This window comes from Paenibacillus sp. FSL R7-0189 (assembly GCF_037969925.1).
Lineage (GTDB): Bacteria > Bacillota > Bacilli > Paenibacillales > Paenibacillaceae > Paenibacillus_AQ > Paenibacillus_AQ odorifer.
The window spans coordinates 5,216,855-5,243,287 of record NZ_CP150223.1 but is presented as its reverse complement, the minus strand read 5'-3'; the positions used below and the strand labels follow the sequence as shown (position 1 = coordinate 5,243,287).

At 45.1% G+C, this 26,433-nt stretch carries 21 protein-coding genes; all 21 read right to left on the bottom strand.

Features of this window, described 5'->3' with window-relative positions; genetic code table 11:
* Window positions 1-218: 218 nt before the first annotated feature.
* Window positions 219-1,094, bottom strand: coding sequence for a 4-hydroxy-tetrahydrodipicolinate synthase (dapA, locus tag MKY63_RS22980; protein ID WP_036688439.1), 876 nt, complete (start codon window positions 1,092-1,094; stop codon window positions 219-221).
* Window positions 1,095-1,110: 16 nt separating this feature from the next.
* Entirely contained in the window at window positions 1,111-2,334 is a 1,224-nt protein-coding gene (dapG, locus tag MKY63_RS22975; protein WP_036688442.1) for an aspartate kinase, read from the bottom strand.
* Between the two features lie 260 nt (window positions 2,335-2,594).
* The gene (locus MKY63_RS22970; protein ID WP_036688443.1) at window positions 2,595-3,191 is read right to left on the bottom strand and encodes a dipicolinate synthase subunit B; all 597 of its coding nucleotides are present in this window, start codon (window positions 3,189-3,191) and stop codon (window positions 2,595-2,597) included.
* A 1-nt stretch (window position 3,192) separates the two neighbouring features.
* The gene (gene dpsA, locus MKY63_RS22965) at window positions 3,193-4,089 is read right to left on the bottom strand and encodes a dipicolinate synthase subunit DpsA (RefSeq protein WP_036688445.1); all 897 of its coding nucleotides are present in this window, start codon (window positions 4,087-4,089) and stop codon (window positions 3,193-3,195) included.
* A 568-nt stretch (window positions 4,090-4,657) separates the two neighbouring features.
* Window positions 4,658-5,104: a dUTP diphosphatase gene (dut, locus tag MKY63_RS22960; protein WP_170914171.1), complete on the bottom strand. Its 447-nt coding sequence runs from the start codon at window positions 5,102-5,104 to the stop codon at window positions 4,658-4,660.
* Entirely contained in the window at window positions 5,079-6,347 is a 1,269-nt protein-coding gene (locus MKY63_RS22955; protein ID WP_036688449.1) for a pitrilysin family protein, read from the bottom strand. Before MKY63_RS22955 ends, dut begins: the two co-directional genes overlap by 26 nt.
* 78 nt (window positions 6,348-6,425) lie before the next feature.
* Window positions 6,426-7,409 (bottom strand): polysaccharide deacetylase family protein, encoded by a 984-nt coding sequence (locus tag MKY63_RS22950; RefSeq protein ID WP_076316349.1) that lies wholly within the window; start codon window positions 7,407-7,409, stop codon window positions 6,426-6,428.
* 235 nt (window positions 7,410-7,644) lie between these two features.
* Window positions 7,645-9,747 (bottom strand): polyribonucleotide nucleotidyltransferase, encoded by a 2,103-nt coding sequence (pnp, locus tag MKY63_RS22945; RefSeq protein ID WP_036688453.1) that lies wholly within the window; start codon window positions 9,745-9,747, stop codon window positions 7,645-7,647.
* Between the two features lie 293 nt (window positions 9,748-10,040).
* Window positions 10,041-10,310: a 30S ribosomal protein S15 gene (gene rpsO / locus MKY63_RS22940; protein WP_036656390.1), complete on the bottom strand. Its 270-nt coding sequence runs from the start codon at window positions 10,308-10,310 to the stop codon at window positions 10,041-10,043.
* A 148-nt stretch (window positions 10,311-10,458) separates the two neighbouring features.
* Entirely contained in the window at window positions 10,459-11,406 is a 948-nt protein-coding gene (locus MKY63_RS22935; protein ID WP_076182610.1) for a bifunctional riboflavin kinase/FAD synthetase, read from the bottom strand.
* Window positions 11,407-11,443: 37 nt separating this feature from the next.
* Complete coding sequence (gene truB / locus MKY63_RS22930) at window positions 11,444-12,358, bottom strand: tRNA pseudouridine(55) synthase TruB (protein ID WP_036688456.1); 915 nt, start codon at window positions 12,356-12,358, stop codon at window positions 11,444-11,446.
* Window positions 12,355-13,332: a bifunctional oligoribonuclease/PAP phosphatase NrnA gene (locus MKY63_RS22925; RefSeq protein WP_076275232.1), complete on the bottom strand. Its 978-nt coding sequence runs from the start codon at window positions 13,330-13,332 to the stop codon at window positions 12,355-12,357. Before MKY63_RS22925 ends, truB begins: the two co-directional genes overlap by 4 nt.
* 72 nt (window positions 13,333-13,404) lie before the next feature.
* Window positions 13,405-13,752, bottom strand: a complete 348-nt coding sequence (gene rbfA, locus MKY63_RS22920; protein ID WP_036688461.1) for a 30S ribosome-binding factor RbfA — start codon at window positions 13,750-13,752, stop codon at window positions 13,405-13,407.
* A gap of 18 nt (window positions 13,753-13,770) precedes the next feature.
* The gene (gene infB, locus MKY63_RS22915) at window positions 13,771-16,431 is read right to left on the bottom strand and encodes a translation initiation factor IF-2 (protein WP_036688463.1); all 2,661 of its coding nucleotides are present in this window, start codon (window positions 16,429-16,431) and stop codon (window positions 13,771-13,773) included.
* The gene (locus MKY63_RS22910) at window positions 16,424-16,747 is read right to left on the bottom strand and encodes a YlxQ family RNA-binding protein (protein WP_036688466.1); all 324 of its coding nucleotides are present in this window, start codon (window positions 16,745-16,747) and stop codon (window positions 16,424-16,426) included. The genes infB and MKY63_RS22910 overlap by 8 nt, the downstream gene beginning before the upstream one ends.
* Complete coding sequence (locus MKY63_RS22905; RefSeq protein ID WP_036688467.1) at window positions 16,740-17,048, bottom strand: YlxR family protein; 309 nt, start codon at window positions 17,046-17,048, stop codon at window positions 16,740-16,742. The genes MKY63_RS22910 and MKY63_RS22905 overlap by 8 nt, the downstream gene beginning before the upstream one ends.
* Window positions 17,049-17,076: 28 nt before the next feature.
* On the bottom strand, window positions 17,077-18,174 hold the full coding sequence (gene nusA, locus MKY63_RS22900; protein ID WP_036688470.1) for a transcription termination factor NusA: 1,098 nt from the start codon (window positions 18,172-18,174) through the stop codon (window positions 17,077-17,079).
* A 26-nt stretch (window positions 18,175-18,200) separates the two neighbouring features.
* Window positions 18,201-18,668 (bottom strand): ribosome maturation factor RimP, encoded by a 468-nt coding sequence (gene rimP / locus MKY63_RS22895; RefSeq protein WP_036688473.1) that lies wholly within the window; start codon window positions 18,666-18,668, stop codon window positions 18,201-18,203.
* Window positions 18,669-18,867: 199 nt separating this feature from the next.
* Window positions 18,868-23,196, bottom strand: a complete 4,329-nt coding sequence (locus tag MKY63_RS22890; RefSeq protein WP_076275231.1) for a PolC-type DNA polymerase III — start codon at window positions 23,194-23,196, stop codon at window positions 18,868-18,870.
* Window positions 23,197-23,465: 269 nt separating this feature from the next.
* Window positions 23,466-24,914, bottom strand: a complete 1,449-nt coding sequence (gene proS, locus MKY63_RS22885) for a proline--tRNA ligase (RefSeq protein ID WP_036688477.1) — start codon at window positions 24,912-24,914, stop codon at window positions 23,466-23,468.
* A gap of 25 nt (window positions 24,915-24,939) precedes the next feature.
* A complete protein-coding gene (gene rseP / locus MKY63_RS22880; protein ID WP_038571933.1) occupies window positions 24,940-26,214 on the bottom strand; it encodes an RIP metalloprotease RseP in 1,275 nt (424 codons plus the stop codon).
* Window positions 26,215-26,433: the final 219 nt, after the last annotated feature.

Here is a 26,433-nt window from a genome sequence, read left to right as displayed (position 1 = left end):
TTACATTGACGGAAGATTACCGCATATTTAATTTTAACCGCACCCAGTCACTTAAGATCATTATACATGATTTTTTTGGCAAAAGACAAGTCATCCGCCTCGTATCCAAATTCTTTCCTTAAATTCGCCTCAATATTTCAGAAAAAAAATATAAATGCAAAAACCGGCTCCCCCAATAGAGTAGCCGGTTTAGAACGTTCATCATCAATGATTAATTCTTAGTGAAATAGTCCTTCAATAAAAGCCGCTTCTGCTTCCGTTGGCGAAATAAGTGGCAATCTGACTCCGCCCACAGGGATCCCCTTGAGTCCTAAAGCATATTTTACTGCTGATGGATTGGGCAGCGGTTGTGGGCATTCAAACATTCCTTTAAAAATCGGGAACAGCTGGCGATGAATCTCTCCAGCAAGCTGAACATTGCCGGAGGTATAAGCGTAAATCATTTCTGACATCTGCGCACCAACCACATGGCTAGATACACTTATAATTCCGTATCCACCAACAGCCAGACTGGCAAGACCCGAGGCATCATCACCTGTATATACACGGAAATCATCTGAACAAGCAGAGGCAATAAGTGTTACCTGATCCACAGACGCGCATTCTTTCGTAGCAATGATGTTCGGAATCTCAGCAAGTCGCAGGGTAGTGGCCACGCTCATACTTACACCTGTTCGACCTGGAACATTATATAGAATCACTGGTAATGAAGTCTCTGAAGCAATCGTGGAAAAATGCTGATAAAGACCTTCCTGATTCGGTTTATTATAATAAGGAACGACCAAAAGCACTCCATCTACACCTATTTTCTCTGCTTCCTTCGTCAGATGAATGGAATGTTTCGTGTTATTGCTGCCAGTTCCAGCAATAACTTTACAACGTCCATTCGCCTTTTCCAGCACAAAAGAAAACAGCTGCAGCTTTTCCTCATCGCTTAACGTAGGCGATTCCCCTGTCGTTCCGCAGACAACCAAAGCCTCTGATTTCTGTACCTCAATTAAATAATCGACAAGCTGTGAAGTTACATCCCAGTTGATTTCTCCATCCCCATCAAAAGGGGTTACCATGGCTGTTATTAATCTTCCGAAATCCACTTTGAATTCCTCCTTGTCAGCGGTGCAATTCAAACATAGCATGCAGCGAACGCAAGGACTGCACCATATCTTCTTTTTTCACAAGCACCCATATCGTTGTATTCGAATCTGCGGATTGTAGAATTTGAATGTTTTGCGAGCTAAGCGCCTCAACGATGCGCGCCATAATACCAGGCACACCGTTAATTCCTCCCCCGATAACAGAAACTTTGGCACAACCCGATAAACTCTTAGGTCGCAAACCCAGCTGTTGCAGAGCAGAAATAGCCTTCTCTGATTTGTCATCAAAAACCGTATAAAGAGCTTCCGTAGGTGTTACATTAATAAAATCAACGCTTATCCCGTTATCTGCCATACTCTTAAAGATTTGCAATTGCACTCCGGTTCCGTTACCGTCCGGGCATTCCACAGAAATCTGTGTAACGTTGCTGACATAAGCAATCCCTGTAACGAATCGATCCACAATACCCCCTGCTTGGATATCGTTAAATCCTTCTGGATTCGTAACCAGCGTACCTTCAGCTTCTGAAAAGGTTGAACGAACACGAACTGGAATCTGTGCCTGCATAGCAATCTCAACCGCACGTGGATGAATGACTTTTGCTCCCTGATGAGCCATATTGCAAATTTCTGTATAACTAACGTAAGTTAATGGCTTAGCATCTTCAACGATCCGTGGATCAGCTGTAAGTATCCCGTTAACATCCGTATAAATATCCACCATATCAGCATGAAGAGCAGCACCAAGTGCTGTAGCAGAGGTATCACTACCGCCACGGCCTAAAGTTGTTAAATCACCCGCTTCAGTCTGGCCCTGGAACCCGGTAACAATAACCACTTTATCCTCACGCAGCTCACGGAGAATGCGTTCCGGACGTACATCCAGAATTCTGGCATTGCCATAGTTGCTGTCTGTCAGAAATCCTGCCTGAGCTCCCGTTAATACTGTAGAAGCGATACCTTCATTCTCCAACAGCCCACATAGAGTAGTAGCTGAAATAATTTCACCGCAGCACATCAGGAGATCTTTTTCCCGGTCAGGAAGTGCATCTCCGTTCTGCACGGCCCAATCCAGCAAAGTGTCTGTTGCGTAAGGCTCTCCGCGACGGCCCATGGCCGATACAACAATAACAAGACTGTAGCCACTTGCCAGCTCTCTTTTGACATTGCGGATTACGTGTTCTCTAGCTTGCGGTGTGGATAGCGATGTTCCTCCGAATTTTTGTACCAGAATACCCATGTATAATTCCCCCATTATTATCAAAGCAAACACACTAATCATTCGTGAAAAGATTACGGTACGTGAGCTTATTCGTTAAGTAAGTTGTTAAATGGCTGTACCGCCCTCGAACCTGAGGACGGTAGCAATATTGCTTATATTTTTTTGATAGCAATGAACTTAGCTGTTTCCACTACGTTATCTTGGCACTTCTCATTGCTCATTTGGTGCATCTCCCCTTTTATTGTCCACAACAAAATCAGCCGAGCTCTGTTAATTTTCTATGCTGAATGAAACCGTTCGATGATCATCGGCTGTAGTTGTTTACCTTGCAAAGCGGCATAGCAAGCTTCCGGGATAAGATCCATGCGTGCCACGAGCGAGTTAGGTTTACCCTCAGGGTTATCTTGACCGAATGGTACAAAATAAATATGTTTAGCCACCAGAAGCTTAGCAATATTTGCGGCATTTAGGCCCAATCCATCATTTGTAGATATCGCTAGAACTAGTGGACGTCCGTTGCGCATCTGCGATTTAGCTGCCATTAGCACGGGACTATCCGTCATGGCATTAGCCAGTTTACTCGTTGTATTTCCTGTGCAAGGTGCTATTGTCAGCACATCCAGCAGCTTGGAAGGACCCAGCGGCTCCGCTTCAACAATTGTAGAAATGATATCATTCCCTGTTATATCTTTCAACTGTTTTAACCAATTTTGCGATGTCCCAAAGCGGGTGTCTGTTCCTAGTACAGATGCTGAAACTATAGGTACTACGTTTGCTCCCCCGTCTACGAAGCGCTGAATTTGTGGCATTACCTCAGCAAAAGTGCAATGAGATCCAGTGATCGCATACCCTACTGTTTTTCCGTGCCAATCCATTTTATTCGTCCCCCTTGATTAAAGCCTCGTCCGAAATCGACTGTACCAGCGCATTTGCCATAATAATCCCAGCGCTTTTTGGAGCTACAATGCCAGGGAGTCCTGGAGCCAGCATCGCCTTAATCCCACGTTTTTCAGCATAACGAAAGTCACAACCGCCTGGTGCAGATGCCAGATCAATAATTACGCAATGCGGCGCAAGCCGCGAGAGCACCTGAGCGGTGATGATCATACTTGGTATCGTATTAAATATAAGATCCACATCCGGTACGTGAAGCAGCAGCTCACTGGTCATAAAAGGCTTCCAGCCCATTTCCTCAGCACGTGCATAATGTTCTTGTTTTCTGACACCAACCTTTACACTAGCCCCCAGTCCCTGTAGACTTCGAGCCATTGTAAATCCAGTTCTACCTAAACCAAGCACCATTGATTTCGAGCTGTGAATCGTAAAATCCGTGTTCTGAATGGCCATTACCAGCGCTCCCTCCGCTGTCGGGATAGAGTTGTAAATAGCCACATCATCACGATTAAGCAGTTCGATTAACTTTAGTGAGTGCTTGGTACACATCCCGCGCAAGTAACTTTTAGCCATACCGGTATACACTAAACAATCGGATGGCAGCGCAGTGAAATGCTCCTCCAGAATCGTTAAACGCTCAGAAGAAAATAGAGCACTAATATTTCCTTCATCGTCACAGCCTACCGTAGGCAACACTAATACATCTGCATTACTTAGCAGCTCTACCGTCAATTGTTCCAGGCTCACCCCTGGGCTAGGGGTCTCCCACTTATCGAACCCGGCAGCGCTTACCGTCGCATCCAATTCCACACATTTCCGAATCACTTCAAGCTGTCTCGCGTCCCCGCCCAGGAACACGATCCTGACGCCAGTAAGCATAGGGATGACGCTCCTTTCAACATACACTATCGACTATAAAGCATCTTATGCTGGGCATAGTTAATGGGTGAAGAGCGGAAATGAAATCCCCGGCACGCATGGCTGATGGCTGATGAGCAGATGGCTTACGGCTGATGAGTTACGGACCGAGATGCAACTATTTGTGTATTTTTTGTCTTTTAGGAGGAATTTCGGACTGGAGAGCTCTTATTCGACATAAACAGGTTCGATATCAGGTGTTTTTATCCAATAGTGACACTGGGGTCCGAAAACAGCCAAATTAAGAAGATTTGTTGTAAATAAGAGCGCTGAGGTCCGATAGGGGCTTCGTTTTTAATTTGACGGTAGGGTTAGAGTTGTGGCAGAGCGCCAATGAAAATGCTGAGTTTATTCGATGGGGAAATCGGATGTAGTAGGAGTAGCAGATAGCACTTTATAAAATGCTATCTGCATAACAATCGAAGAAAATAATGTTTAATGATAATTAACTCTGCATAACAATAAAAGCTCACGAATCATGCCTTGGGCATGAATTCGTAAGCTTTTTAAATGAATTATATCAACAATCTTATTTGCCAGTATGACCAAAGCCTCCGGCTCCGCGTTGTGTTTCGGACAACTCTTCCACTTCCACCAAATTAACCACTGGAACAGCTTGAAATACCATTTGGGCAATCCGCTCATTGCGAGCGATAGCAAACGGCTCCTGCCCCAGATTGATCAAGAGTACTTTGATCTCTCCGCGGTAATCAGCGTCTATAGTTCCAGGTGTATTCAAGCAGGTAATCCCGTGCTTCAAGGCCAGTCCACTACGCGGACGGATCTGCGCTTCAAGCCCCTCTGGCATAGCCAGTGAAATCCCTGTTGGAATTAAAGCACGCTCTCCTGGTGCAAGTACAATTTCACCCGCAACTGCAGCATAAAGATCATAACCGGAAGCTTGCTCCGACATTTTACAAGGAAGATTTACATCCTCGTTTCCAGTAAGTTTATTGATTTGTACGTAATAAGACAAGATCATCTCTCCTAACATTTGCAATAGCTTTATCTGATGAGCCTACCATCGCTAAAGAAAGCGGCTCCGCGAACATATGGTCCAGCACACTGTTGATATTGTCCATCGTCACTAGCTGAATTTTGGCGATCATATCGTCCAATGTATTATGTCTTCCGAGCATAAGTTCATTTTTTCCGATACGGTTCATTCGGCTGCTAGTGCTTTCGAGACTAAGAATGAGACTGCCTTTAAGCTGCTCCTTGCCTTTTCTCAGCTCATCTTCACTGAGGCCGTTGGTAGCAAGTTCGTACATCATTTCCTTGATTAACTCCATGACATCTTTTGTTTGCTTGGGCGCTGTACCGGCATAGACCGTAAACAGACCAGAATCTGCCTGGGAGCTGTGATAGGAATACACCGAATAAGCTAATCCGCGTTTTTCACGAATTTCCTGGAACATACGGGAGCTCATCCCTCCGCCTACGGCATTATTGATCAGCACCATAGCATATTGCAAGGGATCGCCAGAACGTACGCCAGGCAAGGAAAGACAGATGTGATTCTGCTCTGTTTTCTTGCGGTGAAATAAGAGTTCTCCATAGTAATCTGGTGGAGTCAGCGGTGCACTTGTACCATGATTATCAAAAGAACCAAAATGCTGTTCCAGCAGTTCGATCAATCCATCACTAATGTTGCCGGCTACACTTATAACCGTATTCTCAATCGTGTATTGTTCCTTCATATACGCCCGAAGATCATCCGGCTTCATCTCCATCAGCCGTTCCTTCAAGCCAAGGATGGAATACGCTAGCGGATGGTCCTTGTAGGCAGCAGCACACATCAAATCATGTACAAGATCATCCGGCGTGTCTTCGCACATGGAGATTTCCTCAAGGATGACATTCTTTTCTTTCTCCAGCTCTTCAGCGTCCATCCGTGAACGGAAGAACATATCCGCTAATACATCTACAGCGATGGGCAGATGCTCATCCAGTACTTTAGCATAATAACATGTATATTCCTTTGAGGTAAACGCATTTACATTGCCCCCGATGGCGTCAAACTGCTCAGCAATATCCTTGGCGCTGTACCGATCCGTACCTTTAAAAAGCATATGTTCTACAAAATGGGATATCCCGTTGTTTCCAGGGTGTTCATTCCGAGAGCCTGTCTTTACCCAGATTCCGAAAGAAACGGACCGGCCAGTCGGGATTTTCTCCATTACCACTCGTAAACCATTGGATAACACTATTTTTTCCACTTCAAGTCCTCCTGGCAAATAGCCATGTTCTATCTAATTTAATTACACGTGCCTATAATCCTACCAGAAATACAGCTCTCACTCAACATTAGAGGGGATCAGCCGCTCTGCTGAGAGCGTTTGACTAACTGTGCCTAACTGCAACCCTTTTGCTTTGATTCCACGTATCATGGCCCTCAGAGCTTTGGAGGATGAGGCTGTGGGATGCATTAAGACTAGAGTGCCTGGTTCCGCTTTGCTTGTGATTTTGGCAACTACAGATTCAGGAGAAGGATTACGCCAATCCACGGTATCCACGGTCCATAGTACGGTCTTGAGCCCTAAACTGCTGGCAATTTCTACTGTCTCCTGATCGAAATCACCAGAAGGGGGTGCGAACCATTTATTAGTGACTCCAAGCGATTCCTTTAACAGCTTTTGTGTCTTCTCAATTTCTACAGTAGCTCGCGCACGACTTAAAGTACTCATATCAGGGTGGGTATAAGCATGATTCTCCATCTCATGACCACGTTTTAGCATTTCTTTAGCCAGCTCCGGATTTTTACTCAGCCAGCTCCCATCCAGAAAAAACGTAACTTTAACGTTCTCTTCATCCAAAACATCCAACATTGGCACAATGTACTCATTTCCCCACGCCACATTAATCATCAACGATACCATCGGTTTGGCCGGATTCCCACGATATATGGGTTCAGCTCCCAGTTGATTCAGGGATATCTGTGGTTCAATCTGCCGATACACAAATTTTATAGGTTCTTTTGGCGCCAAAAGAGCATTCCGATATGTACTCTCTACATCAATCTCAAGTCCGTTATAACCCGGAATCGCCTTCCATACCCGATCAACCACGGCATTCACTGGAGGGGCATTAAGTTTGGCTGCGGCGGTCTCAATCCGTGTCCGAAGATCATTGTTCTCCGGCTTAGAAATATCCTTCCACACAGCTAGGTCATCCTGCGGCTTCAATTGCGCAAGCATGTCCTTTACCGGTCCCTGAGTGCTGCCAATTCCTATCACGATCGCAATACAAGCAACCACTAAAGCCACTTTTTCCGTCTTCATGACGACTTCCTCCCCGGCAGAAACGACTTGTAGTCCGTTCCACACGAATACAAAGACACTTTGTCCCAATCTATGAGACAAGAGAGGAATTTATGTCATAAGAACAGAGGCAAGAGGCGTGATAGTGATGCACTTTACTTTATTTCATATAAAAAAAGAGCCAGAACGCAATCGCTTCTGTCTCCTTTTATTATGCTATTAGGTACTTTAGAAAAGGTACCTCTACAATTGAAACTTAAGCTTTAGCTCCAGTTTCCGAAGTCAATACCGCTTTACGCGACAGGTTAACCCGGCCTTGTTGGTCGATTTCGGTAACTTTAACGGTAATTGTATCCCCGACAGCTACAACATCTTCAACCTTAGCTACGCGCTCAGTGGACAATTGGGAAATGTGTACCAATCCGTCTTTACCCGGAATTAGTTCAACAAATGCTCCAAATTTCTCAATACGTCTAACTGTACCCACATAGATTTCTCCGACTTGTACTTCACGCACTAGTCCTTCGATAATCGAACGTGCCTTTTGGATCATCTCTTCATCTGAAGAACCGATAAAGACACGGCCATCTTGTTCGATGTCGATTTTTACGCCGGTTTCTTCAATAATTTTATTGATAATCTTACCACCAGCACCGATAACATCACGGATTTTGTCCGGATTGATGTTGATAATAATGATTTTTGGAGCATATTTGGACAGATTAGGTCTTGGCGCAGAGATCGCTTCATTCATTTTGTCCAAGATGAACAGACGGCCTTCTTTAGCCTGCTGAAGTGCATCCTGAAGAATGTTGCGGTCGATACCGGCAATCTTAATGTCCATTTGAATAGCTGTAACACCTTCTGCTGTACCAGCTACCTTGAAGTCCATATCTCCGAGATGATCTTCCATACCTTGAATATCCGTCAGGATGGAGACATGCTCTCCGTCTTTGATCAGACCCATTGCTACTCCGGCTACCGGTGCTTTGATTGGCACACCAGCGTCCATCATAGCCAGAATGCTGGCACAGATACTTGCCTGGGAAGTAGAACCGTTAGATTCAATCGCTTCTGATACTAGACGAATCGTGTACGGGAATTCAGTTTCACTAGGTATAACCTTGGATAATGCACGTTCTCCAAGTGCTCCATGACCGATTTCACGGCGTCCTGGTGCTCTAAGCGGACGAGCTTCCCCTACGCTGAACGGCGGGAAGTTGTAATGGTGCATGAAACGTTTCGTTTCAGTAGGATCGATTCCGTCGAGAATTTGCACATCACCTAGTGCTCCAAGGGTACAAACGCTAAGGATTTGTGTTTGTCCACGTGTAAACAGACCGGAACCGTGTGTACGCGGTAACAGACTTGTATCACATTCAATCGGACGGATTTCATCAAGTTTACGTCCATCTGGACGAACCTTATCATGTGTGATTAGACGTCTTACTTCATCCTTCACGATATCATGTAGGACTTCTTTAACATCTTTCAGAAGCTCCGGTGCTTCTATGTACTTCTCTACGAAATACGCAACCGCTTCATCATTAACGACATCAATCGCTTCCTGACGCGCATGTTTTTCAGCTATTTTAACGGCTTCCACCAGACGAGCCTCAGCAAATGCACGGACCTCAGTATTCACGTCAGCATTCACTGTATGCAGCTTCACAGCCATTTTTTCTTTACCAGCCACTTTAACCAGTTCTTCAATGGTTGCAACGATCTTGCGGATTTCATCATGACCGAACATAATCGCTTCGAGCATCACATCTTCCGTCACTTCGTTCGCTTCTGCTTCAACCATCATGATTGCATCCTTCGTTCCAGCAACCACTACATAAACATCACTGATTGCTTGCTGAGACATATCCGGATTGATCACAAACTCTCCATTAATCCGACCTACAGCAACGCCGCCGATGGGTCCATCAAAAGGCACATCGGAAATACTAAGTGCAGCTGAAGTACCGATCATAGCAGCAATATCTGGTGCGCAGTCCTGATCCACACTCATTACCATGTTCAATACCTGAACATCGTTACGAAATCCTTCAGGGAACAGTGGTCTGATTGGACGGTCTGTCAAACGGCTTGACAGAATCGCTTTCTCACTCGGTCTACCTTCCCGTTTAATAAATCCGCCAGGAATTTTACCTACCGCATATAATCTTTCCTCATAGTTAACTGTAAGCGGGAAAAAATCCAGATCCTTAGGCTCTTTCGAAGCCGTAACGGTACATAATACCGAAGTATCCCCGTAACGCACCATAACAGCTGCATTTGCTTGTTTAGCCAGGCGGCCCGTTTCCAGCACAAGGCGTCTTCCACCCAGCTGCATTTCTACACGTTTTTCCATAAATACCTCCTTGAATAGTAGTAGACCCGCAGTCTAAAATAGCAGGTTCACATATCGATCTAAATGATTTGGAAAGGCTTGTCCCAAAAGGAGGTTGCCTATTCTGTATGCATATAAGAAGAAACGGCTGGGCCTTACTGAAAAGTAAAGCCGCCGTTTTTGCGAATAATCTCATCGATCCTAATATTAAGTTTTCCCTAAATTTTCAAAAAGCAACCCAGCTGTCCCGCTGTCGCTCCGAGAAGGACATACGGTATACAACCAGGCTGCTTTAAGAGTAATCTTATGGAAAATTAACGACGCAATCCCAGTCTTTCGATCAGGGCGCTGTAACGTCTGATGTCTTTGTTTTTCAAATACGCCAGAAGTTTACGACGTTGTCCAACCATTTTCAACAATCCACGACGGGAGTGATGATCTTTCTTGTGCGTACGCAAGTGGTCAGTCAAATTAACGATGTTCTCCGTTAGGATAGCAACTTGCACCTCAGGGGATCCAGTATCGGATTCGTGAGTTTTGTGCTCGTCGATCAATTGATGTTTACGTTCTTGAGTTAATGCCATCCTGTTCACCTCCTTCAATATAATCGCCACTAGCCTCGTCACCGTCGGTGAGAACGTGCAACCAAGCTAAGGTTATGATGCTGTAAGCCAGCAACGTTACTTAGTATAGCATCTCCATTAACAAAAGTAAACGGCTTGTCCGGGATGACTATAAATTATACTCCAGAATCTTCTTCGCGGTTTCTGCATCCTCGCCAATCTGAGTAATCAATGCCCCAATGGAGTCAAACTTCCGTTCTGGACGAATGTAAGATACCAATTCTACCTTAAGCTCTTGATCATACAGGTCACCCTCGAAGTCAAAAAGATGAACCTCAAAGCTCGGAGTTAACACACCCTCATGAAAGGTTGGTTTAACACCCACATTCATAACCCCGTACAAAACTTTATCCTTATAAAAGACTCGGACCGCATATACACCTTTGGTCGGAATGACAAAATGATCACTGAGCTTCAAATTGGCAGTTGGAAAACCAATTGTGCGGCCTCTCTTCTCACCATGCCCCACTTCACCACGCAGATGATAGCAACGTCCGAACCAGGAGTTTGCCAGTCCCAGATCTCCATTTTGGAGACTTTTGCGAATGCCGGAGCTGCTAACCTTTTCGCCTTCAAGCAGAAAAGGAGGAGCAACTTCCACATTCATAACACCTTCACCCAGCTTACGAAGCATCTCAACATCGCCTTCACCTTGGTAGCCAAAGCGAAAGTCAAAGCCAACAACTGCAGTTACAATATGTAGCGGCAAAAGCATAACAGAGACAAAATTCTGAGGACTAACCCGGGAAAGCTGTTCATTAAATTCAACAACATACAGGATATCGACACCCATGCTGGCAAGAATCTCTTGCTTTTCAAAGGGTGGCGTCAAGTACCCTTCATAATCCCCCTTACCCATAACATCTTTGGGATGAGGATGAAATGTAAGGACTGCAGCCGGCACACCTTGTTTACGGGCTAAGGCCACAGCGGATGTAATGACGCTGGCATGTCCACGATGCAAGCCGTCAAACTGCCCTAGAGCAGCCACTTGAGGTTGTGCCCATTCGGCAGCAGTCTCCGGCGACATCGGATAGGTTAACGTTACGGTTCTCACGCTGTTTCTCACCTACAATTCACTTGGTAAAATTGATTTAAGCTTGTGCAAACACTTTTACTGGGGCAATAGCACCTGTCTCTTCCAGCTCATAAATGCCAAGAAACAATCCCTGAAGATCGTATAGCCGAATTTGACCTGCTGTCTTCACTTCTGGAGCAATGAACCGCGAAGACAAACGTTGACCCTGCAGTGCTGCCTTCTTCTTCTCATCCATAACGGTATGCTTAGGCAAATGCGAAATTGCCTCATCAGCAGCGATTAAATGATCTTCCAATGTTCCGGCTTCCTTGTGCGCGGCAATATCCTCAAGGGATAAACAATGGCTGGCAGAAATTCCTGCCGACATTGTTCTCTCCAGCTTCACCATTACACCCGGCAGCCCAAGCGCACGACCGATATCAACACAAAGTGTACGAATATACGTGCCTTTGGAGCATAATACCCGGAAAGTGATGTCGGGATGATTACCTTCCCAAGTCATATCCGTCATTTCGATTTCATAAATCTCTACTTCACGACTTTTCCGTTCAACGGTTTTGCCTTCTCTAGCCAATTCATAAAGACGTTTGCCGTCCACTTTCACCGCAGAGTACATGGGAGGAACCTGAGAAATTACGCCTTTGAAAGAGGCAAGCACTGCAAGAATCTCTTCCTCAGTTACATGAACCTCATCTACAGTTTCCGTAATGGTTCCAGTTAAGTCTTCAGTATCACTGGACATCCCCAGTCTCAGTGTTGCCACATATTCTTTGGGCAGCTCCTGAATATACTCCACAACGCGAGTCGCACGTCCCAGACAAAGCGGCAATACACCAGTCACTTGGGGATCTAGTGTCCCCGTATGACCAATCCGTTTCATGCCGAGAATACGACGTGCCTTGGCTACAACATCATGTGAAGTGAAGCCTGCCGGTTTATAAACCGCCAGAACACCTTCTAGTTCACTCATAAATGACGTCTTACCTCCTCAAGCACCTGAGCTATTGCCTCTTCAAGCGTAGCTTCTATACGCGCACCTGCAGCACGGGTATGACCGCCGCCTCCAAACGTTTGCGCCAATGCAGCCACGTCTACTTTACCGGCAGAACGTAGGCTAACCTTGACCGCATGTTCGTGAATAACTTTAAAAAGAATGCCTACTTCCACGCCCCGAATATTACGAGGGTAGTTCACGATTCCTTCCAAATCTTCATTAGCAGCAGCACATTCGATCATATGCTCAGGTGTAATATATAGCCAGGCAATATCTCCTTCAGGAGATAATTCCAGCGTATTTAAGGCTTTATTTAATATTTTAACCTGTGGCAGCGTCATTTCTTCAAGCAATGTCTCAGCGAGTTCAGGACCGTTAACTCCAAGGGATAATAGCTCAGATACAGCTGCCATTACTTTTGGTGATGTGTTGGTATAACGAAAACCACCGGTATCTGTTAACAGACCCGTATATATAGCTGTGGCGATATCAATATCCCATTCGATCTCGAATGTCTTCAGCAGGTCGAACAAAATTTCCGCTGTCGCAGCTGCATCCGGTTTGATTAAATTAACGAATCCATAACCGTTATTTGTTGGATGGTGATCAATATTCAGGATAAGAGCCTTATTCGCAAAATAGCGATTTGTCAGCCCTACTCGCTGAAAATCCGCACAATCCACACAGATGACGTTGCTGTATTGACGGGGCGGTTCACTAGATGCCATATTGATGATTTCATCCGAATGCCATAGGTATTCCATTCGCTTCGGGATTGGTCCTTCATTCAGCATAGTGTATTTTTTGCCCAGACATGAGAGAAGCCAGCCCACCGCAAGGGTGGAGCTGACTGCATCTCCGTCCGGCTGAACATGCGACACTACAAGGTAATCGTCGTGTTCCAGCAGAAACTCACGGGTCTGCTGGAGACTTTGTTCATAGCTCTGCATTCGCCGTCTCCTTTTTAAAGGTTGTTCAAAATAGCATAACGCTATTTTGAACCCCACTTTAATCACTTATTTCTAATCGTTCTTATGAAGCTCTCCGAGAAGCTTCTCAATATGACTGCCATAAGCGACAGATTCGTCGATCTTGAAGATCAGCTCCGGTGTATGCCGAAGGCGAATGGCCTTGCCAAGCTCTGAGCGAAGAAAACCATTGGCTTTCTCAATCGCTTTAAGCGAGTCTGCCTTCTGCTCTTCATCCCCGAACACGCTTAAGTATACCTTGGCTTGCGATAGATCGTTAGTCACATCTACGCCAGTTACAGTTACAAAACCGATTCGAGGGTCTTTCAGACCGCTTTGGATAAGTTGACTAAGCTCTTTCTTGATCTGCTCGCCCACTCGTCCTGCTCTAATTTTAGACATCTATATTCACCTCTTCGCTTAGCGCTCTACAGTTTCCATAAGAAACGCTTCGATAATGTCGCCCTCTTGGACGTCATTATAGCGTTCCAAAGTTATGCCACATTCATAACCTTGCGCCACTTCTTTGGCATCATCTTTGAAACGTTTCAAAGTATCAACCTTACCAGTGAACACTACGATTCCGCTACGGATCAAGCGCATTTCAGCATTACGGGTAATTTTACCGGAAGTAACCATACATCCTGCAATGGTACCCACTTTGCTGATTTTGAACACGCTGCGAACTTCGGCGTGACCGATAACATTCTCTTTATAGATAGGATCGAGCATACCTTTCATGGCACTTTCGATTTCTTCAATTACGTTGTAGATAATGTTGTGCAGACGAACATCTACTTTTTCTTGCTCAGCAGCTGCTTTGGTCTGTGCGTCTGGACGAACGTTAAAGCCGATAACGATAGCATTAGATGCTGCTGCAAGCGTAATATCGGATTCAGTAATCGCACCAGCACCGCTGTGAATGATCTTCACGCGTACGCCTTCTACTTCGATCTTAGCCAAGGAACCTTTAAGCGCCTCAACTGAACCTTGTACGTCAGCTTTGATAATCACGTTAAGGTCTTTGATCTCGCCATCTTTAATGTGCTGGAACAGATCATCCAAAGTTACACGGGTGTTCGTATTCAGCTCAGATTGACGTTGGGAAGTGGAACGTCTATCAGCAATCGCACGGGCTTTACGCTCGTCTTCGAATGCCATAAACGGATCGCCAGCTTGTGGCACCTCAGTCAAACCAGTAATTTCTACTGGAGTAGATGGTCCAGCTTCTTTAATCTTACGACCTTTATCATTGACCATCGCACGTACACGTCCGAAGCAGTTACCTGCTACAAAGGCATCGCCGACTTTCAACGTACCGTTCTGAACGAGTATACGAGCAACTGGTCCACGGGATTTATCAAGCTCAGCTTCTATAACAGTACCGCGTGCCCGTTTGTCAGGGTTCGCTTTGTACTCATTAACTTCAGCTACGAGCAGGATCATTTCCAGCAGTTCTTCCAAGTTAATACGTTGTTTCGCAGAGAGGTTAACGAAGATGGTATCTCCACCCCACTCTTCAGGAACAAGTTCATAACTTGTAAGCTCTTGCTTCACCTTATCAGGATCTGCGCCCGGCTTGTCGATTTTATTAACAGCGACAATAATCGGAAGTCCAGCAGCCTTAGCGTGTGCAATAGCTTCAACGGTCTGAGGCATAACACCGTCATCAGCAGCAACTACGATAATTGTCATATCCGTAACCTGTGCACCACGAGCACGCATAGCAGTAAATGCTTCGTGACCAGGTGTATCAAGGAACGTGATTTTCTTTTGATTAATTTCGACTTGATAAGCACCGATGTGCTGAGTGATTCCGCCGGCTTCGCCTAGCGTCACATTGGTCGAACGAATAGCATCAAGCAGTGTAGTTTTACCATGGTCAACGTGACCCATAATAGTAACTACTGGAGGACGAGTCTGAAGATCCTCTTCATTGTCATTCTCTTCCACTGTTTCGAAGCTGTCCTCATCAACAGGAATCTTCACTTCTACTTCTACGCCAAATTCAGCAGCGAGTAGCAAAATGGTGTCGATATCAAGTTCTTGGTTGATGGTAGCCATAACACCCATTGAAATCAGCTTTTTGATTACTTCAGAAGCATCCTTGTGAAGCAATTTCGCTGTTTCACCAACGGTCATGCTGCCACGAACGATGATTTTCTTAGGTGTGTTATCGATCTTCTCGCGGTGTACCATTGGTTGGTTCTTGCCACGACCATTCTTACCACCACGACCGCGGTAGTTACCACCTTTACCATCATCAAAACGTCTTTGATTATTATTCGGTCTGCCACCAGTTGTGTTCTTTTTAGGACCTCTGTCATCACCGCGTGTGAAACCTCCGCCTGTGCCAGATTGACCTTGTGGACGACTGTCAGTGCGTGGTGCACTGTTTTGTCCTTGCGGACGGCTGCCACTTGTGTTGCTTCCTTGTGGACGGCTTCCACCAGTGTTGCTGCCTTGTGGGCGGCTACCACCAGTATTGCTGCCTTGCGGACGGCTGCCACTTGTGTTGCTTCCTTGTGGACGGTTGCCGCCAGTATTACTGCCTTGCGGACGGCTGCCACCGGTATTGCTACCTTGTGGGCGATTGCCGCCGGTAGTGCTGCTTTGCGGGCGGCTGCTACTAGTACTGCTAGTACTGTTAGTACGTGGAGCACCGCTTTGTTGCGGACGTGCATTCTGCGTTGAACCTGTTTGTGTTCTGCGGGAATCTTGTCCGCTTTGGGGCCTTGGGGACGTCGTCGATTGGTTGTTGTTTTGGTTACTGTTCATACCTACCTGCTTTTCCTGTTGATTTTTGTTGGCATTCTGAGCACTTTGAGGTTCGGCTGTTACCGCACCGGTTGTTACCGGCCGGCTGCTGGTGCCGGTATCCCGCTTGGCTGCAGCGTTTGATTTGATATCCTTAAAGAACTGTTCAACTTTGTTCACGGATCCATTCTCCATGACACTCATATGATTATTCACGGGGACATTCAAACGCTTCAGAATAGTAATAATTTCTTTACTGCTCATGTTTAGTGACTTTGCGTATTCGTACACGCGCAATTTATCTTTGTTCTCTTCTTTAGTCAATAAATCCACCTCCGACAGTATCTCCGAGTTGCTTGGAGATCATTTCCGCGAATCCTTTATCCGTAATGGCCAGTACTACACGCTGGTCTTTACCAATACTTGCACCGAGTTCATCCCGGTGAAATGCGATTACTAGTGGAATATCGTAAGTTCCGCATTTATCACGGAACTTTTTTTGGGTATTATCTGAAGCGTCACCTGCCAGAACGACCAGCTTCGCCTCTGAAGACCGTACAGCTTTGAGTACAGCCTCGTCACCGGTGACTATCTTGCCTGCTCTCATGGCAAGCCCTAAATAAGAAAGCGCCTTACTCATTATCCTCACTATCCTTTGCTGCTAGAAACTGCTCTTCCACGGATGTAAACTCCCGGGCTAGCTGGGCGTAGATTTCAGGACTCACTTGACATTTCAATGCACGGTCAAGTGCTTTGTTCTTTTGTGCCAGCTGAAAGCATTCAAGCTTGCCGCATATGTAAGCACCACGGCCTGACTTCTTACCCGTCAGATCAATCAGCACTTCACCTTCAGGCGTTCTTACCACACGAATCAGCTCTTTTTTAGGCATCATCTCTTGGGTAGCAACGCATTTACGCAGCGGCACCTTTTTTTGTTTCATACCAAACGCCTCCCGTCAAGCAGGTTAATTAATCTATGGAGACGGAATCCTGATGCATTTCATCAATAGAAGATTTCGGTCTGCCGTATTCCTGCTCCGCTTGAGTTTCACTCTTGATATCAATTTTCCAGCCGGTAAGTTTAGCGGCAAGACGTGCATTTTGCCCTTTAATACCGATAGCCAGTGATAATTGATAGTCAGGAACGATAACTCTCGCCATCTTCTCCGCTTCAAAGACTTGAACTTCAAGAACCTTGGAAGGGCTTAGTGCATTCGCAACATATTCCTGCACCAGATCAGAATAACGGACGATATCGATCTTCTCACCGCGAAGCTCAGTAACGATGGTCTGAACGCGTGTGCCTCTTGGACCTACGCAAGAACCAACGGGATCTACTTCTGGATTGCGGGAATACACAGCAATCTTCGAGCGGAAGCCAGCTTCACGAGCTACAGAACGAATCTCAACTACACCGTCAAATATTTCAGGAACTTCAAGCTCGAACAGACGCTTCAGTAATCCAGGATGACTGCGGGAGAGCATAATCTGCGGACCTTTTGTTGTATTCTCAACTTTTGTGATATAAGCCTTGATGCGTTCGCTTTGTTTGAACTTTTCACCTGGCATCAATTCGCTAAGCGGAAGAACCGCTTCGATTTTACCAAGATCAATGTAAATGTTCCGCATATCTTGACGTTGAACTAGTCCAGTAACGATATCATCTTCTTTGTCGATAAAAGCATTATAGATAAGTCCACGCTCTGCTTCGCGAATCCGTTGAGTTACAACCTGCTTAGCAGTCTGTGCGGCAATACGTCCAAAATCACGCGGTGTCACTTCAAGCTCAGCGATATCTTCCAGCTGGAAATGCGGGTTAATTTCTCTGGCTGCCGGCAATGAGATTTCAGTCCTTGTATCCAGGACCTCCTCAACAATTAACTTGCGGGCAAACACTTTAATGACACCTGTATTGCGATTCATGTCAACACGCACGTTCTGTGCTGCATTGAAATTACGTTTATAACTAGAGATCAGCGCCGCTTCAATCGCTTCAAACAGCACATCTTTACTGATGCCTCTCTCCCTCTCCAGCTCATTCATTGCTTCAATAAACTCCATACTCATGAATTTCCGGCCCCCCTTTCAAGACGTTAAAAAATAATGGCCAATCTCGCACTTGCGACCTTGGCGTACGGTACTGCATGTTCTTTTTTGCCCGCGGAGATGAGCAGTTCCTCGTTCTCGAACGAGAGCAAACGACCTTCAAATTCTTTGAGTCCTTGAATCGGCTCATAAACAGTCACATACACGTCCTTACCTACCGCTTTAGCTACATCCGCAGCTTTTTTGAGAGGACGCTCTGCTCCCGGCGAGGAAACCTCAAGGAAATATGCCTCAGGAATAGGATCATTCTCATCTAACTTCTGACTGAAATATTCGCTAATGATCCCGCAGTCATCAATATCAATGCCGCCTTCTTTATCTACGAATATACGCAGAAACCAATTGGAGCCTTCCTTCACGTATTCAACGTCCACCAGTTCGAAACCATTGTCGTCGAGATAGGGCCCGAGCATCTGCTCTACCGTTTGTTTAATTTTAGATTTGGGTGTGCTCAAAAGAAAATTACCTCCACGAACTTGTCTTTTGCTATATACCAAAGATAAAGAGTGGGTTTCCCCACTCTTTACACAACGGACTTATCTCATTATTACCAAAGAAATTATACCATAGGGAAACTGGACTGACAAGTGCTAGCCCTTGACTCCCCCTTTGGAGCACTCTTTTCTAGCCATGAAATAAGTGTTGTTAAAGCCTTTAAAATAGGGAAAGTTGATTGCTTTCCGGTAAGCCGCGGAAGCAGCCCATGCCAGTCAGCAGCTCAATAACCGTCTTACTTGCCTTTGATTTCTGCTGGAAATCTTCAATAGACAGGAACTCGCCAGCATCTTTCGCAGCAGCTATGTTGATAGCAGCATTCTCACCAATTCCCGCTAATGCGGAAAACGGAGGAATCAAACTCTTGTCATCAACAATAAACTTATTCGCTTCTGAGCGGTAAAGATCAATGTTTTTGAATGTAAACCCACGTGCCGTCATCTCCAAAGCCATCTCAAGGACAGGCAACATAGCCTTTTCCTTAGGCAAAGCCTGAAATCCTTTTTGCTCGATTTCTACGATCTGACGGTTGATGGCTTCATACCCCTTACAGCACAATTCAATATCAAAATCTGCTGCACGTACAGAGAAATAAGTCGCATAATATTCAATAGGATGATACAGCTTGAAGTAGGCGGTACGTACTGCAGAAATTACGTATGCAGCAGCATGCGCCTTCGGGAACATGTATTGAATCTTCAGACAAGAATCAATATACCATTGTGGGACCTTGCACTTTTTCATTTCCTCGATCCATTCGTCAGACAAACCTTTACCTTTACGAACACTCTCGGTAATTTTAAAGGCCAAGCTCGCATCCATTCCCGCTTTATAAATTAAGAAGAGCATGATGTCATCACGACAACCGATAACGGTCTTAATGTTACACGTGTTATTCTTTATAAGCTCTTGAGCGTTACCAAGCCAAACTCCAGTACCATGAGACAAACCTGATATTTGCAGTAAGTCAGCAAAGCTGGACGGCTTCGACTCAATAAGCATTTGACGTACGAACTTGGTCCCCATTTCGGGCACACCATAGGTCGCAACCGGTGATCTGATTTCGTCAGGTCTCACTCCAAGTGCATCTGTAGAGTTAAACATGCTCATAACTTTCGGATCATTCATCGGGATAGAAGTTGGATCCACACCTGTCAAATCCTGAAGCATCCGCATCATCGTCGGATCATCATGACCCAGAATATCAAGCTTCAGCAAATTCGCGTCAAAGGCGTGATAATCAAAGTGCGTGGTCTTCCATTCAGCATTGACATCATCCGCCGGGAATTGTACTGGCGTAATATCTTCTACCTCCATATAGTCTGGAACAACGACTATACCACCCGGATGCTGTCCCGTACTACGTTTAACACCTGTACAGCCAGCCGCCAGACGGCCAACTTCAGCTCCACGCCAACGTTTCTGGTGAAGTTCTTCGTATTTTTTTGCAAATCCAAAGGCTGTCTTCTCAGCTACGGTACCAATCGTTCCGGCACGGAATACATTTTTCTCACCAAACATTTCTTTGGTAAAGTTATGTGCATTCGGCTGATATTCCCCTGAGAAGTTCAAGTCGATATCGGGAACTTTATCCCCTTTAAATCCAAGGAAGGTCTCGAACGGAATATCCTGGCCTTCACCTTTGAGCTTCTGACCGCAATCCGGACAGACTTTATCTGGTAAATCGAATCCGCTCCGCACACTACCGTCCAGGAACCATTCACTATGGCGACACTCGGGATCTAGGCAAATATAATGCGCAGGCAACGGATTAACTTCTGAAATCCCAAGAAATGTAGCGACTACAGAAGAACCTACGGAACCCCGCGAGCCTACGAGATACCCATCCTGATTTGATTTTTTTACGAGACGTTCAGAAATCAAATAGTTGGCAGAGAACCCGTATTTAATAATCGGTGCAAGCTCTTTCTCCAAACGGGCAATAACTACTTCAGGCAGCTCTTCACCGTAAATGGATTTGGCTGTATTGTAGCAGGTCTCGCGAATTTCTTCGTCCGCCCCGTCAATAATTGGTGTAAATAGCTTATCTGGAAATAGCTCCAGTTCTTCAAAACGCTCCGCCAGCTCAACTGTATTTGTGACAACGACTTCCATCGCTTTTTCAGCACCGAGAAATTCGAATTCAGACAGCATTTCATCCGTTGTGCGGAAGTGTGCATCCGGTTTGCGTTGGTCTTTAAGCGGACTAAAGCCTGTGATCCCATTAATCGTAATATCACGATACAGCTTGTCCCGGGGTTCAAGATAATGCACATTCCCCGTTGCGATAACAGGTTTATTCAACTGTTCCCCTATTTCGCAAACCTTGCGGACTACATCGCGAAGCTCATCAGGGCCTGCTACAAAACCCTTGTCCACCAAGTGCATGTACATGGTCAATGGCTGAATCTCCAGCACATCATAAAAATGAGCAACCTCCATGGCTTCCTCAGTCGTTTTGTTGAGTACTGCTTCAAAAAACTCTCCACGTTCACAACCGGAAATGACTAGCAGTCCATCTCTATGCTCTTCCAGCTTGGATTTTGGAATACAAGGTACACGTTTGAAATATTCCGTATGTGACATGGAAATGAGCTTATAGAGATTTTTTTTGCCTATTTGATTAAGTGCATAAATATTACAGTGGAACGGTCTTGTGTTCGAAAGATCATTACCCACATAATCGTTTAGCCGATCAAGGCGGGTCATGCCCTTCATCTTTTCAGCATCTGCGAGCAATCCTGTTAATATACCGCCGAGTGCTATGGTATCATCAATCGCACGGTGATGGCTCTCCAGAAGAACTTTATATTTATCGGCTAATGTGTTCAGCCTGTGATTCTTCATGCTTGGATATAGTAAGCGAGCGAGCTCAAGCGTATCAAGAGATGGATTCGGAAGATCAGGTTCACCTATTTTACGTAACGAGGCCTGAATAAAACCCATATCAAATCTGGCGTTATGAGCTACAAGGATACTGTCACCCACAAATTCAACAAACTTACGCAGTACTGGTTCAAGATCAGGAGCATCCTTAACCATTTCATCCGTAATATTGGTCAATTGCTGAATATGATAAGGGATTTTCTCATGCGGATTAACAAAAGTAGAATAACGGTCTACTTCTTTGCCTTCGCACATTTTAATGGCCGCCAGCTCCGTAATATTATTGCGGGTAATCGATAAACCCGTGGTTTCTATATCAAACACTACATAGGTAGCTGTCTTCAAGTCCAAAGGCTGAGCATTCTCGACAATATTCACAGAGTCATTCACAACATTAGCTTCCACACCATAAATCATTTTTATCTTATGCTTATGAGCTGCATGGTTTGCATCAGGAAAAGCCTGAACGCCACCATGATCAGAAATAGCAATCGCAGGATGACCCCACTGGGCAGCTGTTTTGACATAGGTAGTGATCGGAGTGACCGCATCCATCGTACTCATCGTAGTGTGAAGGTGGAATTCCACCCGTTTCTTAGGAGCAGTATCTTTACGTGCAGGCGGTGCCTTAACTTCCGTTAAATCTGAAGGGATCATCACGAGCTCAGGAATCTGCATAAAACGGTCATATTCTACTTTTCCGCGTGCTCTTACCCATTTGCCATTAGCTAGCTGACTCATAATCTTCAGATCATCTTTAGTCTTCGCGAACATCTTCATTTGTAGAGAATCCGTAAAATCGGTCAGACTGAAAGTGAACAAGGTACTGCCATTGCGAAGCTCCTTACGATCCAGACCAAAAATGGTACCCTGAATTGTAATTTTCTTCTCTTCATCTTGAATTTCAAGAATCGGCACAGCCTGTTCCTTAATTTCATACCCCACTTGAAGCTTAATTACTTCATTAGGATCGCTATCATCAGCAGGAGCTTCTGTTTCAACAGCAGTCATCATCTGCTCAACAATCTCGCGTTGTTCTTGCTGAAGCTTTTGCTGAAATTCTTCGAATGCTTCAACATTATTATTTTCGTTCTCCGCCATTAGTAATTTAACTTTTAAGGAGAGACCGAAATACTTATCATAAAATTTAATAATTGCTCCATCGATGCCTTTTTTGCGAGCCAGCTCCATCGAAGTGGAATCACTCATCGTTAACATTAAAGTATCCTCTTTAAGCTCCTGTGAGGAGCGGGTCAGCCAGCCGTTTACCGATGGAATCTCCCGATGCACCCACTCCAGAAACAGTCCCCAATATTCTTGGACAAGCTCCGCTCTACTAACCTTCTCATCATATAGGAACAAAAAGCTTACTTTAGCTATATGCTGTAGCTTCTCCCGCATTCTAAGGCTAAATGTCCGATATACCTGTGCTGGAACCAGACTTTCTTTCGTAATAACGATTTGCCAGTCCCGGTTGCCGCGACTGATCTCAACACGTTCTATATACCCGTCTAAAAAGTAGGGATCCATGATTGCAGGCGGAATTTCACCCTGCTTCATCAAGAGCTCGAACCTTTTTCTTCTCTCCTGGTTTTGTTCCATGCTTTCCTCCCACCTTTAATAACCCAGTTAAAACTATCCATGATACACAGTGAAAGTACAATATGATAAGAAGAAACGATGTTGTCGCCTTTTAAAGACGATAACTGTTTCTCGTAAAAATATAAGGATAATTTATAGCGAATTCCTATAAATTCTTATATTTTAAAAAGCTTCTGGTTTCAAAAAGCATTGGGTTCTTACGGCCCGCCGACTCCTCTCTCCAGAAGCTAAATTAAAATACTACAAGACTGTTGATCGGTGCCTAAAGATTAATATGCCTTTGCAAAAACCACAGTATGCTTGGCTGGTTGGCCACAGCAAATGCAGACTTGCTTAGTCTCCGCTGGATCAAAAGGAATATTGCGGCTACCCGCACCTGTCTCTTCCTTAACTTTGGACTCGCATTCTTCGGAACCACACCATCCAGCTAGAGCAAATCCACGTTTTTCATCCATCGAAGCCTTCATTTCCTCCAAGGAATCCACAGAATAGAAGTGGTCCTCGCGGAATTTCAGGGCACGTTCGAACATTTCGTTGTGAACCTGTTCAAGCATTGTTTGAACCTCTTCTACGAGGTTTTCCTGTTGAATAACCTTCTTCTCACCGGTGACACGTGAGACGAGAACGCAGACGCCATTCTCCATGTCGCGTGGTCCAAGCTCCAAACGTACTGGCACTCCACGCATTTCATATTCATTAAACTTCCAGCCTGGAGTAACATCTGAACGATCATCCACACGTACACGAACGCCAGCATTCTTCAATTCCTTGAACAGCTCGTCCGTCCGCCCAATCACAGCTTCGCGGGTCTTAGGAGGTCCGATAGGAATCATAATAACTTGCGTTGGAGCTACCTTAGGCGGCAGAACAAGACCGCGGTCATCTCCATGTACCATAATCAAGGAGCCAATCAAGCGAGTGGTTGAGCCCCATGAAGTAGTGTGTACATACTCCAAATTATTGTCACGGCTTAAATATTGAATCTCAAAAGCTGTGGCAAACTTGGTGCCGAGGTAATGTGAAGTAGCAGCCTGAACAGCGCGTCCATCCTTCATCATCGCTTCAATAGAATACGTATCTACCGCACCGGCAAAACGCTCGGAAGGTGTCTTTTGTCCAGTAATAACCGGAATGGCAAGATAGGTCTCGACAAAATCACGGTAGTTATCCAGCATCCGCATAGTTTCTTCACGAGCTTCCGCTTCATTCTCATGCGCGGTATGCCCTTCTTGCCAAAGAAACTCAGTCGTGCGGATAAATGGTAATGTACGTTTCTCCCAACGAACCACGTTCGCCCATTGATTGATAAGTACAGGAAGGTCACGATAAGATTGAATCCATTTAGAGTACATGTGGCCGAACATGGTCTCTGAAGTAGGACGAACTGCGAGACGTTCCTCAAGTACGTCACCACCCGCTTCTGTTACCCATGGCAGCTCTGGATTAAAGCCTTCAATATGATCCTTTTCCTTCTGAAAGAAACTCTCTGGAATGAACACTGGAAAATAAGCGTTTCGATGCCCAGTTTCCTTGAGGCGACGGTTCATTTCCTCCTGAATATGCTCCCATATTTCATAGCCTTCTGGCTTAAATACAATACAGCCACGAACAGGAGAGTAATCCATCAAGTCTCCTTTTTTAATAACATCAATATACCAGCGTGAGAAATCCTCGCTTTGCGGCGTGATTTCCGTAACGAATTGTTTATCTTTAGCCATGTAATGGAATGCCTCCCGAAGAAAATTAGCCGCTGATCAAACGTAAAATATCATTATACGTAACAGCAATCATTAATAAAAATAGCAGTGCAAAACCTACAAAGTGAACCATGCCTTCATGACCCGGATCCACAGGTTTGCCACGCAGTGCCTCAACACCTAGGAATGCCAGACGGCTTCCATCGAGTGCCGGAATCGGCAAGAGGTTAAATATCCCCAGATATAGACTCAAAATAGCGGCCCAGTATGTAAGATACTGAATACCTTGTTGAGCAATTTGACCGGTTACCTCAAACGTACGAACCGGACCTCCAATATCATCCATATTGAATTTATTGATCAATTGTTTAAAGCCCAAAAAGATAGCTTCTGTCGTATCGACCATAGCTTTTCCTGAACCTGTTATCGTCTCGCCAAAACCAGCTTTACGAGTAGGTAGCTCAGGAGTGATGCCTATTTTACCGCCTTCTTGTCCTTCCATACTACGAGGAACTAGCTTAACGTTAAGGGTTTCTTCTCCCCGTTGCAGCGTCCAGTTCATTTCTTTACCTTTGGACTCCGAGGTCAAGCTAATCATTTTTTTGTAATCAGCACCGATTTTCTCACCATTGATGGAGACAATGATATCGCCCTTTTGGAGTCCTGCTTCTTGCGCCGGCATTCCTTCGGAGACGTCGCCAATCTTAACAAAAGTAGGATTTTCAACTTGAATCCCGACCATTTGCAAATGAATGGCGAAGAGTACAAAGGCTAACAGAAAGTTCATCACAGGACCCGCAACGATAGCCAACGCACGCTGACCCACGGTCTTGCTGCCGAATTGACGATCTTTAGGTGCAATTTGTGTCTGTTGCGTCCCTTTAATCATCATCGCTTGCGGATGAACATCATAAGTAGTAACTTCTCCGTCCACATCTAAGGTAATCTGCAATTTATCTTCGAGATCGGTACTCAGCGCCTCACCACGGATAACATTTCTACGGGTGTCTAGTGCATCCAGATAAATGTTTTTAACTTTATTGTCTTGTCCGAGCCTTACCGCAATGGTCTGTCCAGAACCAATCTCGACAATCTCAGGATCTTCACCAGCCATGCGGGCATAACCGCCAAAAGGCAGTAAGCGAAGAGTGAACTGAGTCTCATTCCGTTTATAAGAAAACAGTTTCGGACCGAAACCGATAGCAAATTCCCTCACGAGAATACCGGCGCGTTTGGCAAAATAATAGTGACCCCATTCGTGTACAGTCACAAGTACAAAAAACATGAGCACCGTTAAAAAAACGACCTGAACCATTTCCAAACGTATCATCCCCCTTTAGGTGTAAGACCGAAGTATGTCCTCTTAATTTATCATTATTCTCCGATCAGGCACAAGAGAATCAACTGTCCCAACCTATTTTTAGGGCAAAGTAAGTATTTCCAGTCAAGCAATAACGCCATCAGTGTTCCTTAAGGAGACGGTACGCGTTTACGCGAGAAATATAAGGATAATGTATAAAGTGAAACTTATACTTTCTTA